The organism is Kordia zhangzhouensis (assembly GCF_001005305.1).
Taxonomy (GTDB): Bacteria; Bacteroidota; Bacteroidia; order Flavobacteriales; family Flavobacteriaceae; genus Kordia; species Kordia zhangzhouensis.
Genome location: NZ_LBMH01000013.1, coordinates 25,691 through 42,516, shown reverse-complemented (window position 1 = coordinate 42,516; position 16,826 = coordinate 25,691). Strand labels below are relative to the sequence as shown.

General features: G+C 34.1%; 13 protein-coding genes. 7 read left to right on the top strand and 6 right to left on the bottom strand.

Annotation, left to right across the window (positions count from 1 at the left end; translation table 11 throughout):
• Positions 1–59: 59 nt before the first annotated feature.
• The 4 genes from AA088_RS15665 (at position 60) to AA088_RS15655 (ending at position 7,888) form a co-directional block, all read left to right on the top strand.
• Entirely contained in the window at positions 60–3,500 is a 3,441-nt protein-coding gene (locus AA088_RS15665; protein ID WP_046745981.1) for a methylmalonyl-CoA mutase family protein, read from the top strand.
• Positions 3,501–3,626: 126 nt separating this feature from the next.
• A complete protein-coding gene (locus tag AA088_RS15660) occupies positions 3,627–6,650 on the top strand; it encodes a T9SS type A sorting domain-containing protein (RefSeq protein ID WP_046745980.1) in 3,024 nt (1,007 codons plus the stop codon).
• A gap of 226 nt (positions 6,651–6,876) precedes the next feature.
• Entirely contained in the window at positions 6,877–7,032 is a 156-nt protein-coding gene (locus AA088_RS18470) for a hypothetical protein (RefSeq protein WP_157547274.1), read from the top strand.
• Positions 7,033–7,342: 310 nt separating this feature from the next.
• Positions 7,343–7,888, top strand: a complete 546-nt coding sequence (locus tag AA088_RS15655; RefSeq protein ID WP_046745979.1) for a sigma-70 family RNA polymerase sigma factor — start codon at positions 7,343–7,345, stop codon at positions 7,886–7,888.
• A gap of 156 nt (positions 7,889–8,044) precedes the next feature.
• On the opposite strand, the gene AA088_RS15650 is transcribed toward AA088_RS15655, so the two are convergent.
• Positions 8,045–9,157 carry a helix-turn-helix domain-containing protein gene (locus AA088_RS15650; protein ID WP_046745978.1) on the bottom strand — a complete coding sequence of 371 codons (1,113 nt, stop codon included), beginning with the start codon at positions 9,155–9,157 and terminating at the stop codon, positions 8,045–8,047.
• 267 nt (positions 9,158–9,424) lie between these two features.
• On the opposite strand from AA088_RS15650, the gene AA088_RS15645 reads away from it, so the two are divergent.
• Positions 9,425–9,655 (top strand): hypothetical protein, encoded by a 231-nt coding sequence (locus AA088_RS15645; RefSeq protein ID WP_046745977.1) that lies wholly within the window; start codon positions 9,425–9,427, stop codon positions 9,653–9,655.
• Positions 9,656–9,771: 116 nt separating this feature from the next.
• On the opposite strand, the gene AA088_RS15640 is transcribed toward AA088_RS15645, so the two are convergent.
• A complete protein-coding gene (locus tag AA088_RS15640) occupies positions 9,772–10,512 on the bottom strand; it encodes a DJ-1/PfpI family protein (protein ID WP_046746006.1) in 741 nt (246 codons plus the stop codon).
• Positions 10,513–10,574: 62 nt separating this feature from the next.
• Here AA088_RS15640 and AA088_RS15635 point away from each other — a divergent pair, with 62 nt between their 5' ends.
• Positions 10,575–12,509, top strand: a complete 1,935-nt coding sequence (locus AA088_RS15635; protein WP_174442408.1) for a CocE/NonD family hydrolase — start codon at positions 10,575–10,577, stop codon at positions 12,507–12,509.
• Positions 12,510–12,598: 89 nt separating this feature from the next.
• Here AA088_RS15635 and AA088_RS15630 read toward each other — a convergent pair whose 3' ends face one another.
• The 3 genes from AA088_RS15630 to AA088_RS15620 are packed head-to-tail and all read right to left on the bottom strand — an operon-like array spanning position 12,599 to position 14,560.
• Complete coding sequence (locus AA088_RS15630; RefSeq protein ID WP_046745975.1) at positions 12,599–12,922, bottom strand: hypothetical protein; 324 nt, start codon at positions 12,920–12,922, stop codon at positions 12,599–12,601.
• A 52-nt stretch (positions 12,923–12,974) separates the two neighbouring features.
• Positions 12,975–13,349 (bottom strand): VOC family protein, encoded by a 375-nt coding sequence (locus tag AA088_RS15625; RefSeq protein ID WP_046745974.1) that lies wholly within the window; start codon positions 13,347–13,349, stop codon positions 12,975–12,977.
• A complete protein-coding gene (locus tag AA088_RS15620) occupies positions 13,349–14,560 on the bottom strand; it encodes an MDR family MFS transporter (protein ID WP_046746005.1) in 1,212 nt (403 codons plus the stop codon). The genes AA088_RS15625 and AA088_RS15620 overlap by 1 nt, the downstream gene beginning before the upstream one ends.
• 417 nt (positions 14,561–14,977) lie before the next feature.
• Between AA088_RS15620 and AA088_RS15615 the strand changes: the two genes are divergently transcribed.
• The gene (locus AA088_RS15615; protein ID WP_046745973.1) at positions 14,978–15,583 is read left to right on the top strand and encodes a DUF1684 domain-containing protein; all 606 of its coding nucleotides are present in this window, start codon (positions 14,978–14,980) and stop codon (positions 15,581–15,583) included.
• A gap of 2 nt (positions 15,584–15,585) precedes the next feature.
• Here the strand turns inward: AA088_RS15615 and AA088_RS15610 are convergent, their stop codons facing one another.
• Positions 15,586–16,818: an ammonium transporter gene (locus tag AA088_RS15610; protein ID WP_046745972.1), complete on the bottom strand. Its 1,233-nt coding sequence runs from the start codon at positions 16,816–16,818 to the stop codon at positions 15,586–15,588.
• Positions 16,819–16,826: the final 8 nt, after the last annotated feature.

Below are 16,826 nucleotides of genomic sequence, written 5' to 3'. Positions count from 1 at the left end.
TATGATATTTTTTTGAATATTCCGTAAATTGCAAGCCTAAAAAAGAGACTTCATTACAAATGGAACAAGTACAACCTTATAAGCCAACTCATAAAGTACGAATTGTTACAGCAGCTTCTTTGTTTGACGGACATGATGCTGCTATTAATATCATGCGTAGAATTATTCAATCTACTGGTGTAGAAGTGATTCATCTAGGTCATGACAGAAGTGTTGAAGAAGTAGTGAACACTGCAATTCAAGAAGATGCCAATGCTATTGCAATGACCTCATATCAAGGAGGTCATAATGAATATTTTAAATATATGTATGATTTGCTTCAAGAACGAGGAGCTGGACATATTAAAATCTTTGGCGGCGGTGGTGGTGTAATCCTTCCAGAAGAGATTAAAGAATTGATGGAGTATGGAATTACACGAATTTACTCACCAGATGATGGACGTGAGATGGGACTGCAAGGAATGATCAATGACCTTGTAAAAAAGTCTGATTTTGCAATTGGTGATTCTCTTAATGGAGAAGTCGCAATTTTACATGAAAAAGACCCAAAAGCTATTGCACGTGTCATTTCTTCCGCAGAAAACTTTCCAGAAGTAGCCAAAGATGCGTTAGAAACAATCCACATTAAAAATAAAGACTCAAAAACACCAGTATTAGGAATTACAGGTACAGGAGGTGCAGGGAAATCTAGTTTGGTAGACGAATTGGTACGTCGTTTTTTGATTGATTTTCCAGAAAAAACTATCGGACTTATTTCAGTTGATCCTTCTAAACGAAAAACAGGTGGCGCACTATTAGGAGATCGTATTCGTATGAATGCCATCAATTCGCCAAGAGTATATATGCGTAGTTTGGCAACACGTCAATCCAACTTGGCATTGTCAAAATATGTAAATGAAGCGGTTGAGGTCTTAAAAGCGGCAGAATATGACTTAATCATTTTAGAAACCTCTGGAATTGGTCAGTCTGATACAGAAATCATGGAGCACAGTGATGTGGCATTGTACGTAATGACACCAGAATTTGGGGCGGCAACACAGTTAGAGAAGATTGATATGCTTGATTTTGCCGATTTGGTAGCAATTAACAAATTTGACAAACGCGGTTCGTTAGATGCCTTACGCGACGTAAAAAAACAGTATATGCGCAATAACAATTTGTGGGACATTCCACAAGATAAATTGCCTGTGTTTGGAACCATTGCTTCGCAGTTCAATGACCCTGGAATGAACACCTTGTACAAAGCCGTGATGGATAAATTGGTTGAAAAAACAGAAGCTGATTTATCTTCTACTTTCGAGATATCTAAAGAAATGAGCGAGAAGATTTTTGTCATTCCTCCATCACGAACACGTTATTTATCTGAGATTGCAGAAAACAATCGAGCGTACGATCAAAAAGCAACAGAACAAGTTGAAGTAGCTCAAAAACTCTACGGAATCTATAAAACGATTGGTTCTATTACCAATGTAAAATCACATGAAGTAGAAATGACGTTCATGTCTAAAACTGGTTTAGATGAAGACATCATTTTAGAGCGATTAGACAGCGAAGCAGATATAGAATTGGTCAAATTATTACTGAAAGAGTTCGATCGCGTCAAGCTAAATCTCGATCCATACAACTGGGAAATCATCAACGGCTGGAATGATAAAGTCAACAAATACAAAAATCCAATCTACACGTTTAAAGTTCGCGATAAAGAAATCAAAATAAACACGCACACAGAATCCTTATCACACTTACAAATTCCGAAAGTAGCCTTGCCAAAATACCAAGCTTGGGGAGACATTTTACGTTGGTGTTTGCAGGAAAATGTACCAGGCGAGTTTCCATACACTTCAGGGTTGTATCCGTTTAAGCGTACAGGAGAAGATCCAGCGCGTATGTTTGCGGGAGAAGGAGGCCCAGAACGAACCAACAAGCGTTTTCATTATGTGAGTGCAGGCATGCCCGCAAAACGTTTGTCAACAGCATTTGACAGTGTGACGTTATACGGAAACGATCCAGATGTACGACCAGATATTTATGGTAAAATTGGAAACGCAGGTGTTTCTATTTGTTGTTTGGACGATGCAAAAAAACTCTATTCTGGATTTAATCTAGCGGATAAAATGACCTCGGTGAGTATGACAATTAATGGTCCGGCACCAATGTTGTTAGGATTTTTCATGAATGCAGCCATCGATCAGCAATGTGAAATTTACATCAAAGAAAATGGGCTAGAAGCTGAGGTAGAAGCAAAAATTGCAGCAATCTATAAAGATAAAGAGCGTCCAAAATACAATGGTGAATTGCCAGAAGGAAATGATGGACTAGGGTTGATGTTGCTTGGTGTGACTGGTGATCAAGTATTGCCAAAAGAAATCTATAACGAAATCAAAACCAATACTATTGCACAAGTTCGTGGAACGGTTCAAGCAGATATTTTAAAAGAAGACCAAGCGCAAAATACGTGTATTTTCTCTACAGAATTTGCCTTGCGTTTGATGGGAGACGTGCAAGAATATTTTATCAAAAACAATGTGCGTAACTTCTATTCGGTGTCTATTTCTGGATATCATATTGCAGAAGCAGGTGCTAATCCAATTACGCAGTTGGCATTGACTCTTTCCAACGGATTTACGTATGTTGAATATTATCTGAGCAGAGGAATGGATATCAATAAATTTGGTCCAAACTTATCGTTCTTCTTCTCGAACGGAATCGATCCAGAATATTCGGTAATTGGTCGTGTAGCGCGTAAAATCTGGGCGAAAGCCTTAAAACACAAGTACGGAGCCAATGCACGTGCGCAAATGTTGAAATATCACATTCAGACGTCTGGACGTAGTCTGCATGCGCAGGAAATCGATTTCAACGATATTCGTACTACATTGCAAGCCTTATATGCAATTTACGATAACTGTAACTCATTGCATACCAATGCGTACGACGAAGCGATTACGACACCAACGGAAGAATCAGTTCGTAGGGCAATGGCAATTCAATTGATTATCAATAAGGAGTTAGGACTAGCTAAAAACGAAAATCCAATCCAAGGTTCGTTTATCATTGAAGAACTAACAGATTTAGTAGAAGAAGCTGTCTTAGCAGAATTTGACCGAATTACAGAGCGTGGCGGTGTTTTAGGAGCAATGGAAACCATGTATCAACGTTCAAAAATTCAAGAAGAGAGCTTGTATTACGAAACATTGAAACACAACGGACAATTTCCAATTATTGGTGTGAATACATTTTTAAGTAGTAAAGGTTCGCCTACGGTGATTCCAAAAGAAGTTATTCGTGCAACAGAAGAAGAAAAGCAATATCAAATAAAGATATTAAACAATCTACACAAGGCACATAACACCAAAGAATTATTGCGTGATTTACAGAAAAAAGCCATCAATAATGAAAATATTTTTGAAGCCTTGATGGATGTTTGTAAAGTATGTTCGTTAGGACAAATTACCTCTGCATTATTCGAAGTTGGTGGACAATATCGAAGAAATATGTAGTTTCATCTAAACAAAAAATAAACACTACCAAAAATGTATGAATCGTGTCGGTTCATACATTTTTTTTATACGCTTATTCAAAAGAAAGTACCTTCATGAAGTAAAACTAAAACTGGGGCAAACTACATGAGAACAATCATACTTTTCTTAGGAATATTTATACTTACCCAAATATCCTATGCACAAGTACCATTAAATAATGACTGTGCAAATGCGGAAGTTATTACAGTAACAACGACAACATTTACAGATGTAAATTTTGATAATGGAATGGCTACGCAAAGCTTACTGAGTAGTTGTGATACTTCAGCAACAACATATCCAGATGTGTGGTTTGAATTTACGATGCCTGTTAATGGAAATATCAAGATAACCAATGTGAATTTTGCAGATGGGTTTTCGCTATATTCTACTTGTGGAGGAGCTGAAATCGCTTGCTTTTATGATGATGAATTTGTTTACAATCTTCCTATGGGAACGTACAAACTCCGAGTCGTAAGTACGCAAGTACAAGCAGGAGCTGATAGCTTTCGTATTCAAGCATTTGAAACAGTTGTAAATGATGACTGTGCAACTGCACAAATTATCACCGATGATATTACCACACAAAGAACAATTAACTTTGACAATCGAGGAGCTACCGAGAGCTTAGATGCAAGTTGTGATATTGCAACGAACACCTATTTGGATGTATGGTATCAATTTACGATGCCTGTAAATGGAAATCTGCACATTTCAGGAGTAAATTCGTTAGATCAATTTACTTTGTATGACGGTTGTGGCGGAACGGAAATAATATGTTCTAACAGTCAAACCTATGCGTACAATTTGACTTCAGGCGTATATCTATTACGAGCGTACAGCAGGTCTATTTATGCTACGGGAGATAGTTTTTCCATTCAAGCATTTGCAACTGTAACTAACGATGACTGCGGTACTGCAGAAGTCATTACAGAAGATATAACCACTGAACGAACAATTAATTTTGACAATCGTGGTGCTACCGAAAGTCTAGATGCGAGTTGTGATACAGCAAGTAATACACATTTGGATGTATGGTATGAGTTTACCATGCCTGTTAATGGAAATTTGCGTTTATCTGGAGTCAATAGTTTAGACAAGTTTACTCTATATGACAGTTGTGGCGGCACAGAAATAAGTTGTACTACAGGCAACACTTTTGTGTATGACTTAACAATTGGGACCTATTTATTAAGGGCATATAAAAATTCTATCTATGCAAGTTCTGAAAGTTTTAAAATTCAGGCGTTTGCAACGGCTACAAATGATGATTGTGCAAATGCGCAGGTCATTTCTGATGATATTACCACACAAAGAACAATTGCTTTCAACAATCAAAATGCGACACAAAGTATACAAGCCAGTTGTGACGCAACAACCAATACCTACTTGGATATCTGGTATGAATTTACCATGCCTGTTCAAGGAAATTTGCAAATTACAGGAGTCAATAGTTTAGATAGATTCACACTTTACGACTCCTGTGGAGGAAATGAAGTTGCATGTAGCTCAGGAAGTTTCTTTGCCTACGATCTCTCTATCGGGACTTACTTACTTAGAGTGTATAGCGTTGATATTTACTCTTCTGCTGATAGCTTTCAAATACAAGCATTTGAAACAGCAACCAATAATGAATGTGTGAATGCTCAGGTAATTACAGATGATATTACGACTCAGCGTTCTGTAGTTTATGATAACCGAAAAGCTACACAAAGTGTACAAGCTAGTTGTGATACCGCTACAAATACATATCTAGATCTTTGGTATGAATTCTCTATGCCTGTCAATGGAAATGTGCAAATATCGGGAGTTAACAGTTTAGATAGATTTACCTTTTACGATAGCTGTGGAGGCAATGAATTAGCGTGTTTTAATAATGGAGGATTTGTATATGGATTAAGTCCAGGTATTTATTTACTTCGTGTACATAGCCAGTCAATTTACGCATCGTCTGATAGTTTCTCAATTCAAGCTTTTGAAACTCCTACAAATGATACATGCGTTTCCGCAGAATTGGCACAAGTAGCCGCAATTGGAGAATGTACATCACAAAACATTACAATTGAACTTCGTGGTTCTTCTGTAGCAAGTACAGTGGGAAGTTGCCAAAATGATACGGTCAATTGGTTGGATGCTTGGTATACATTTGAGGCTACTTTAACAGGAAACATTACACTGAATAGTACTTCAACATTTAACAACTTTGCGGTATTTGATGCTTGTAATGGAACAGAAGTTGCATGTTTTTCGAACAACGGCTCTATTCCCGTTACTTTTGGAAACACGTATTACCTACAAGTTTCAAGAAGAGATATATACGCCAACAGCGCCACTTTTTGCTTAGAAGGAGCTCCTGTAGTGGCTACAGGAACAGCTGGGATATGCGAAAATATTCCATCGGTTGAAATTTCAACAGCACAGGGAAATACTAACAATTGGGTTCCAATATTGGATACTAGTAGTAACATTGTAGCAGCAATCAATGCAAATGGAAATGACTTGGGAACTGTTACAACCACACTATTTATAGACAACGCTGATACAAGAGACTTTTCAGGGCAACCGTATCTACGGAGAGAAGTCTCTATCAGTACGTCGATTGCTCCAGTAAGTAACGTACAGGTACGTTTGTATATGTTACAGGATGAGGTGAATGATCTCATGCTAGCTGATTCAAACTTAAATACCGTGCATGATATTGAAGTGATGAAAATAAATGGAAATACGTGTACTACAGGATATGTGTCTGGAGGAGATTTCATCAGTAGTAATACTATTGCTTACCAAAATGATTATTACATACGTTTTTTAACGGATTCCTTTTCAGTATTCTACCCGTCATCAACCAATTTGAGTAGTACATTAACAGTAATCGATACAGACAACCCATTAAAAATAAAAGTACAGCCTACCATCACTGATGATACGGTATATTTATCAGCAGGTGCATTACTCACCAATGTTCAAGTACAACTATTTGACAGTTTTGGGAGAAAAATAAAACACATTACGTTTCAAGAGTTGAAGGAACCAACTACAATTCATTTGGCAAATTATGCAACGGGTTTGTACTTTATGAAGATAATACATTCAAAAGGACAATTGACTCAACGAATTCTTATAAAATAGTTAGTAGTCTGATTTCTAACGAAGAGTGTCACAAAGTGTTTTAGTCTTTACGCTGCGTGGCACTTGTATTTTGTCATCTTTCAGGTTAATCTTGGTTGTGAAATACTACCAGAAACTCTAATGAAAATAAAGTAAAAGTAATTTGTTAAAAAAGAATACACTAGTGAATACGTTCTATTTTTGGCTTATTTCGTATATTAAATGCATAATCTATAAACGATATATCATGAAAAAAAGAAGTATTAAAAACCTATCAATGAACAAGAAAACAATTGCTACCTTTTCCTTTTCTAACAAATTAAAAGGAGGAAACAGATCGCACACGAGTTGTTTATGTATGGACACTGAATGTGAATGTAAAGTAGACGTTCCTTTTCGATAAAAAATCAAAAAAATGAAAAGTTTATAAAAGAGTGTGAATTAAAAACGCTCTTTTTTTATTTAAAAATGCATCTTTTTGTTTTCATGCTCGTCTATTGAATGAAAACCTTTAAAAAAATAGAAAATGAGAAATCTTGATCAATGTACTTGTAACTGTACAAATTGTAAAAACGGACAATGTAATCAGTGTACTTGTGAAAACTGTACCTGCGTAAATTGTAATTGTTAATTTATAAAGAGATTGTTTTCAAAAGCTACAATGATTGTTTATCTTTTGGAAACAATCTCAATGTACCCAAAAAAAGAAAAAAATGACTACGACGAAAGTTTGGAAAATGTATGCTGCAGATGTAAAACGCTTTATCATAAGTAAAGTAAAAGACGATCAAATAGCAGATGATTTGATTCAAGAAGTTTTCATTAAAGTACACACAAAACTTGACACTCTTATTGATGAACGAAAAATACGACCTTGGATACTGAGCATTAGTAGAAATACTGTTTTAGATTATTTTAGAAAAAATAACAAAGAAGTTCCTTTGCCAAAAGAAAAAGAAGAGGTAATTGTAAGTGAAGAAAATTACACACACTCTGAAAAAGATTGTTTACCAGGTATACTTAAAAATCTTCCTGAAAAGTATAGAAAACCATTATTCTTGGCAGATATCAAAGGAATCAAACAAACGGTTATAGCCAAACAATTAAACCTTCCACTATCTACTGTAAAATCACAAATTCAACGAGGGCGAAAGTTGATTGTTCAAGGATATATGGATTGTTGTGATTATCAACTCAATGAAAAAGGAGTACTTGTAGGAGAAGTAAAAGATAAACAAAATTGTAAAGTGTGTAAGTAAGATAGTTTACTTTTACTACTACCTTTTCAATAGTATATGCGTCATAAATAATTAGATATCTATTTGTAGATAAAAAAGAATTGACATTATGAGTATTTTTTACTTTTTTTAAACTTCCAAAAACATGAATACGCTCTGTATTGCAATCAATAATTTTTAAGACGAATACATTTTTTCAATATAGCGAGAAGGTGTATCGTTCATAATGGATTTGAACGTTTTATTAAAGGTAGATTTTGAATTAAATCCAGCGTCCATAGCAATTGCAATCAATGTTTGCTTTTTATGCTCTCCATTTTCAACTTTTTCTAAAAAAGCTTCAATTCTCAATTCATTGATGAATTCATAAAACGTCTTTTTGTACACTGAATTTAACAACCATGATAAATTATTAGAACTCGTTTGTAGCATATTTGCCAACATTTTAAGGCTCAAATCAGAATGTGTATAAATTTCTTCTTCGTGAATAAGTTGATCTAACTTTTTGGTCAGCTCAGAAACTTCTTCAGCACTCAATCGGTTTTTGGTGGTAGTTTTTTTTTGAACTGGTATGCGAATCAATTCTGGTTGCGTAACACCAAAATAACCAATGATAAAAAGGAACGTGGTAACACTTATCCAAACAAGTCTGTAACTAATATAATACATGTTTGTTTGAATAAAGTACACTTTTAAAATCCCCAAACTCCAACCGATGATTAATACTAGAAAACCTATGAGTACAACTTGTAAAAAGCGTGCTATTTGTCGTGATTTGGCATATTCTTTTTGTGAAACATTTTTCACAATCTTTAAAATTCGGTAGGACAAATACGTATACACACTAAGATAAATAATGCCTGTGATTTCCATAAATAAAAACACATACCAAGAAATTTCTGAAGTCATTAAATGATAAAAATCTCTTTTTGGAAGCAGCAATGAATACAAAATGAATAGTAAAAATAAAACAGAAGGAATACATTGAAAAAATAGGGATTTTTTGTTGGGAACTTCGTCAAACAATAAGGTTTTAAAGTAAGCATAAAATAATGGGCCGTACATAAAAATGGTGCAATCAGACAAGAGAGAAGTACGCCATACCCAAATTTCGTTGATTTGGAACGCTGCCATTTTTGCAGCAAATGTAAAGGTTGAAAGACCGATTAATAAAGTAAGAATCTTATTTGCTCTTGTGTTTTTTTTAGAAACAAATTGCAACGATAGCATGAGGAAAATTCCTTGAATCAATCCAGCAAATAAAATAAGGTCTAAAAAAGTAAAAGACATCTTTTTTGTAATAAATATAAGTAGAATTTGTGTTGAAAAATGTTAATAAAAAGGAACTTATCTTACAAACAGTAAAATACGTGTATGGGTTGGTGTTAATGAATTTAATATCAATAAGTTGCTAAAAATGTAATATCAGTAATACTCATAAACTTACAAACTTAACTAGTGTGTTTGTGCACAAACGGACGTGCATTTACCTAAAAAGACGCCTTTTCGTTTTGTGTTTTTTTTCTTTGACAAAATGTTAATATCAAAATTATTATTATGAAAAAACAAAAAATGAAAGCGTTGAATTTGTCTAAAAAGACAGTCTCTAATTTGGTAAACTTGAACAAAGTAAAAGGAGGGGCACGAACAGATTACAATTGTCAATATACCGAAATTGGATGTGTTACACATCACCCAGGTTGTCTTGAACCAACAGGTGTTAGTCTTTGTCTTATTTGTATGGAAGAGTTTACAGAAGGTTGTGACACTACAGTAACCTTATGTTAAATTAAAAAACGAATTTGTGGTTAAGGAGCGTAGAAATATGCTCCTTTTTTTATCTTAATTGTGGCGTTAAATATATAATCAAACTACAACATTTTCGGGCGCTATGATTGATTACATTACTTTACAACCGTATGTGGATAATCTTCCAAATTCCAATCAATTACCAAGCCGCCTGCCAAGCTTTTTGCAATTTCCTTACCGTATAAATGTTCACACAAGTACAAAGCGGCTTCGAAAGATCGTGCTCCACCAGCAGAAGTGATATATTTTCCATCGTGTACAAATAATGTGCTATCGCGGATATCTAGTTTTGGAAACATTTCTCTCATTTTTTCAATATCACTTGGAAAAGTAGTAGATGCTACATTGTTTAACAAACCTGCTTTTGCCAAAACAAAGGCTCCATCACAATGTGAGGTTACAAATTGAGCTTCCTTAGCTACTTTTTGAACAAAAGCAATCATTGCTTTGTCTTGTAAATCTGTATCTAAATGATGTTCGGCACTAGGAACGACCAAAATATCAATTTTAGGGACACTGTCTTTCAAATAATTAAAGTCAGGCAAAATGCGCATTCCTTCAAATGTAGTAACAGCTTCATCAGTATTAGCAACAGTAAATACATTCATCGCTTTAATATTTTCCCGAAAAATTGTATGCTGAAAAATATCAAAAGGAGCTGTTAGTTCTGTGTTGTACACACCATCCATGATTAAAAAACCAACATTGTAACGATTGGAAACTAATTTGGGAAATTGTTTTTGAGTTAATTCTGTCTTTTTCTGTGCGGGATGTTGATTCGTTTCACAGCTAACAATACACAATGTAAACGTTAAAAGTAGGAGTATTTTTTTCATGGAACTCATTTGGCGATGATAATTTCGTAAATTTAGCCATTAAAAATTACCAACAACAATTCATGAAAACCTTTTTTAAAATTTCCCTCACCCTAATGCTTTTTTTGGTAAGTTGTAAAAATACCAAAACCAGCGATAAAAAAATTGTTGAAACTTCTGAAACTTATGTGAAAGACCATTATGATAAACAGGAAGTAACTATTGAAATGCGGGATGGCATTAAACTGCATACAACAATTTATACACCAAAGGATAAAAGTCAAAAATATCCAATCTTAATGATGCGTACACCTTATAGTTGTAAGCCTTACGGAGAAAACGAATACCGAAAAAAAATTGGTCCCAATGAACACCTAATGAAAGAAGGAAACATTATAGTGTACCAAGATGTGCGCGGACGATGGATGAGTGAAGGTGTATATGACAATATGCGCGCATACATTCCAAATAAAACCGATAAAACACAAGTAGATGAATCTTCAGATACGTATGACACAATCGAATGGTTGATTAATAATGTTGAAAATAATAATGGTAAAGTAGGAACGTGGGGAATTTCATATCCAGGATACTATGCTACATATTCAACAGTTGATGCGCATCCAGCATTAAAAGCGGCATCTCCGCAAGCATGTATAGGTGATTTCTTTTTTGACGATTTTCATCACAATGGCGCATTCTTGTTGAGCTATTTTAGAGCTGTTTCTTTGTTTGGAACAATGAAAAATGTTCCAAGAGATTCTGCTTGGTATAAGTTACCTGATTTAGGAACTAAAGATCAGTATCAATTCTTTTTAGATGCCGGACCATTGAGTAATTTGAATTCATATTTTGAGTATGAAAAATTAGACAATGTCCTTACATCTACTGCTGATGAGGTAGATGATGTATTTTGGAAAGAAATTATTGAACACCCAAATTATGATAGTATTTGGAAACCAAAAGGATTAATTCAACATTTAAAAAATGTAAAATCATCTGTAGCAACAATGATTGTTGGTGGTTTGTTTGATGCAGAAGATTTGTACGGACCATTTGAAACATATAAAACAATAGAAAAACACAATCCGAACAATTACAATATTATGGTTTTTGGCCCTTGGGATCATGGAAAATGGGCACGTACTGACGTGAAAAATTATGTTGGAAACTACTATTTTGGAGATTCTATATCTCTAAACTATCAACGCGATGTGGAAACTAAGTTTTTTAATCATTTCTTGAAAGGTGAAGGAAATGGTCGTACAGAGCTACCTGAAGCCTATGTGTTTGATACTGGTAAAAAAGAATGGAAAAACTTTGACAGTTGGCCGCCAGCGAATACAAGCACACAGGCAATGTACCTTAATGCTAATCAAGAATTATCGTCTGAGAAAAAAGGTTCGACAAAAGAAACCTTCATAAGTGACTTGAAACGACCGGTGCCTTATTCTGAAGATATCAAAACTGTGTTTACACCACGAAAATATATGACAGATGATCAACGGTTTGCAGCGCGTCGTCCAGATGTGTTAATCTTTGAAACAGACATATTGGAAGAAGATGTTACTTTAGCAGGTGATATTATGGCAAAATTGCAAGTAGCAACCACTGGTACAGATGCAGATTGGATTGTAAAAGTTGTTGATGTGCATCCACATGATGCAAAAGAACAAGAAGAAGGCATGCAAGACCATTTAGCAATGAGTAATTATCATTTAATGGTACGAAGTGAAGTAATGCGCGGTCGTTTTAGAAATAGTTTTGAAAACCCAGAACCGTTCGTACCTAATCAAAAAACTGCAGTAAATATTAAGTTGCAAGATGTGTGTCACACCTTTAAAAAAGGGCATAAAATACAAGTTCAAGTGCAAAGTACTTGGTTTCCACTTATCGATTTGAATCCACAAACTTTTGTACCTAATATTTATAAGGCTAATAAAGAAGATTTTCAAAATCAAACACACACAGTATTCAACGATTCAAAAATTGAATTTACGGTACTTAACAAAAAATAGCTACTTATAAAAAGAAGCTATAGCAACAATAATCATAATAACAAGCAACCAAAAAATGATACCATAGTTTTTGATTTTGGTTGCTTGTTTCATTTTTGTTTCAAAGCCGTATTTTTGAAATCGCTCCATTTCTGTTGCAGAAAAAGCGTCTTCTGAATGCATCCACTTAGGAGTAAAAAAAGGGAGGAAAAAAAAGTCAGCCATTCTTCTTCTGTTAATGGCTCTTGTTTTCGTTTTTCCTGTAAATCTCTAGATTTTAAATAATCTGATTCAATCTTAGCTTTTTGAATAGCGGTTAACTTTCTTGATTCAAACTCTAAATGTGCCTTTTCAACTAGAGTCATGTCTGAACTATTTTTGATAATATCAAATAATTCAATGGACGAATAGGTTGCTATTTTTTTGTGTGACATATATAACTATTTATGCTTCTACAAAATTATAAAAAAAGCACTTCAAAAGTTTTCAAATACGCCATGGTGGATTTTTCCTATTATGACCAGCTTTATAGAGAATTAATCGATTTCCATCTAAATCGGTCAAATGAGCCTCACGCCATTTCCAAGTTGTATCTTCAGGATTGCTTGTAAATACAATACCTTTGGCTTGTAATTCTGTAACTGTTTTATCTAAATTTTCGTCTTCAAAATACACCGTTATAGTAGAATTGTCCGTCATGTTTTCGACATGATGAATAGAAAATGTAGCATCACCATCAGGACATTCAAAGCGAACATATCTAGGAAGTGCGTCTACAATAAGACGCAATCCTAGCTTTTTATAAAATTCGGTTGCTTTGGCAACATTTGTTGATGAAATAGTAACCTGATTTAAGTTCATTATAGTCCTTTTTGAGTTCGTTTATGTAACCAAATTGATAGAAGTACACCAAAAACACCGTAAGTTCCGGTAACAGCCCAGTTAACTTGATGTCCAAAATATTCAACAATCTCTAATCCGGTTTTGGAACTACATATGTGCGCCAAAGAAAAAGCCATTGCATACATTGCCATATAGCTTCCTTCCAAACCTTCTTTTGCTCTATTAATAGCATACGAATTGGTATATGGAAATCCAATCATTTCCCCTAAAGTAATGATAATGATATTTACAATAAGTATTCCTATCCAAAAATTATAAATCAATACATAAAAACTCAATGCGAATAGAGCAGAAGCATAAATGATTAATTTAGTATTTGAGATTTTAAATTGCTCTAAACGATTTACCAAGGGCATTTCAAATACTACAATAATTGCAACATTAATAAACATAATCCAACCTGTTTCAAATTCGGTTAAGCCAAATTGCACATTCTGGTAAATAGGCATCGTAATCATCAATTGGAAAAAAGACATTCCCATAAAGAAACAAATCGCAATAAATATCCAATAACTTTTGTCTTTATAAACAGCATTTTTGTCTAATATATCTGAGGTTGTACTGATATCTGTTTTAGGGCGTTTTTGTTCTTTAACTAAACAATAAAAAATAATGATGGCTATAATACATGTAACTCCATCAATCCAAAAAAGCATGTCATATCCACGTTTTACAATAATCCAACCAGCGAGTGTAGGGCCAATACCCATTCCTAAATTAATTGCCAATCGAATTAAAGCTAAGGAACGAGTTTGATTTCCAGGCTTACTATATGCTTTAAGAGATACAAAAATGGCAGGTCTAAACATATCTGCAATCGTCATGATACCTAAAATAGCAAAGCATAATCCCCAAAAACTATGTACATATTGCAATCCAATAAAACCAATACCTGTAAAAAATAGACTAAAAATCATGATTTTGTAAAAACCAATGGTATCAATCAATTTTCCTCCTAAAAATGAACCTAATAAAGAACCAATACCAAAAAATGCCAAGATGGTTCCTGTGTCGCTCTCACTAAAATTCAGTTCTTTCGTAAGGTATAATGATAAAAAAGGAATAACCATAGTTCCTGCCCGGTTGATGAGAGATATCAAGGCTAAAAACCATATTTCTTTTGATAACCCTGAAAATGAATCAACATAATGAGTATATACTTTTTTCATGATTCGTGTTTTTTGATTGGTGATTTTTGGTTGTTTTTGTTCTAAAATAAAAAAGTCCGACGTTGAAGTCGGACTTTGAAAATTGTTATATATGATATCAATATCAATACAATATATCAACGTCCGAACTTCTGGTAGAAGAAGTCTTTTGTACGTTTTTATATACTGTAATGAATCTCATTTTTCGCGTTTGTTTTTTCAAAACTACGTAAAAAAAGAATACAAAAATTAATTTTTTTTAAATTTTGTATAAAAATCTATTCTAAGTGATAGTTTTTAAATTGGAAAGTAAAAACTGCATTTTAATCAGTTTTACATGAATAATATATATCATTTTGATTGTTGAAATTCATGTGCTGATGAATAATATTATTGTATTTTTGATATAAACTTAATAAAAATAAAAAGTCAAGACCGATGAAAAAATTGTGCCTGATCGTATCATTATTACTAATCAACATTAGCTGCTCTCAAGAGAAAAAAGAAGTGAAAGGAGAAACTGAGTTTCAAAGAGAAATCAATGCAGAATATAAAGATGCTTCAAAATCACCTTTAAAAGAAAAAGATTTAAAAACATTTGAAGGACTTGATTTTTTTCCAGTAGATGATACATACAAAGTAGTAGCATCTTTTAAAAGAACGCCAGATTCTCCTATTTTTAAAATGCCCACTACAACCGATAGAAAACCAGAGTATAAACGCTTTGGGATTGCTACTTTTACGTTGAATGGAAAAGAATTTTCATTAGAAGTATATCAAAATCAATCTTTAATGAAAGAGGAAGAGTACAAAGACTATCTTTTCTTACCTTTCACAGATGAAACCAATGGGTTTGCTAGTTATGGAGGCGGTCGTTACATAGATCTTTCTATTCCTGAAGGAAATACAATTGAAATAGATTTTAATAAAGCATACAATCCGTACTGTGCTTATAATGATAAATATTCATGTCCAATCCCGCCACGTGTAAATTTTATGGCTACAGAAGTAAATGCAGGTGTTAAAGCATTTGATAAGCATTAAAATTAATGCTCGTTCAATCTAAAATCACCGTATGCTTGCATGCCATGTTCGTGAATGTCCAAACCTTCTACTTCTTCGCGTTGCGATACTCTTATACCTATTAATCGTTTTAAAACAAATAGAAGTATAAAAGAAGTTGCACAACAAAATACTCCAACGATTAATACGCCAGATATTTGGTGTATGAATTGGTCTATACCAGATTTAGCGCCAAATATACCAACGGCAAGAGTCCCCCAAATACCACACACTAGATGTACGGAAATAGCACCTACGGGATCATCCAATTTAAGTTTATCTAACCATGATACAGCAAAAACAATTAAAATACCGCCAATACATCCAATAATAATAGAATTCAAGATACCCATTTGATCAGCTCCAGCTGTAATGGCTACCAATCCACCTAAAATTCCATTCAATACCATAGATAAATCATTTTCTTTGTATTTTAAAAATGACACAATAAATGCACCTAAACCACCTGCTGCGGCAGACAAGCACGTAGTAACTAATACAAGTGATGTAGTACCTGGTTCAGCTGATAATACAGAGCCTCCATTAAACCCAAACCAACCAAACCATAGTAAAAAAACACCGGCTGTTGCCAAAGGTAAATTATGACCAGGGATTACACCAGAAACACCTTTTTTGAATTTTCCTATACGAGGGCCTAATAAAATTACAGCTATTAAAGCTGCCCATCCACCTACTGAATGAACAATAGTAGAACCTGCAAAATCATAAAAACCTAAGCTTTCTAAAAAGCCGCCTCCCCATTTCCACATACCTACGATGGGATAAATAACTCCTACGTATAGTAAGGAAAATATAATAAAGCTACCTAATTTGATACGTTCAGCTACAGCACCTGAAACAATCGTAGCTGCAGTAGCGGCAAACATGGCCTGAAATAAAAATTCTGTCCAATAAGTATAGTTTCCTTTAGCATAACTTGCTGTCAAACCATTTTCAGGAAGTAATAATCCAAAAGATTTAAATCCAATCCAACTCCCCTCAAAGGTCTCGCCAGGATACATCAAACTGAAACCAATCATTGTGTATGATATCAACCCAATAATAATAATGATTACGTTTTTAAATAATATATTAATTGTGTTTTTGGCACGTGTCAATCCAATTTCTAAAAAAGAAAAACCCAGATGCATGATGAAAACAAGTGCAATACAGATCATCATCCAAAGATTGTTTGTGGTAAAAAGAGAAGTATCCATATAGCTTT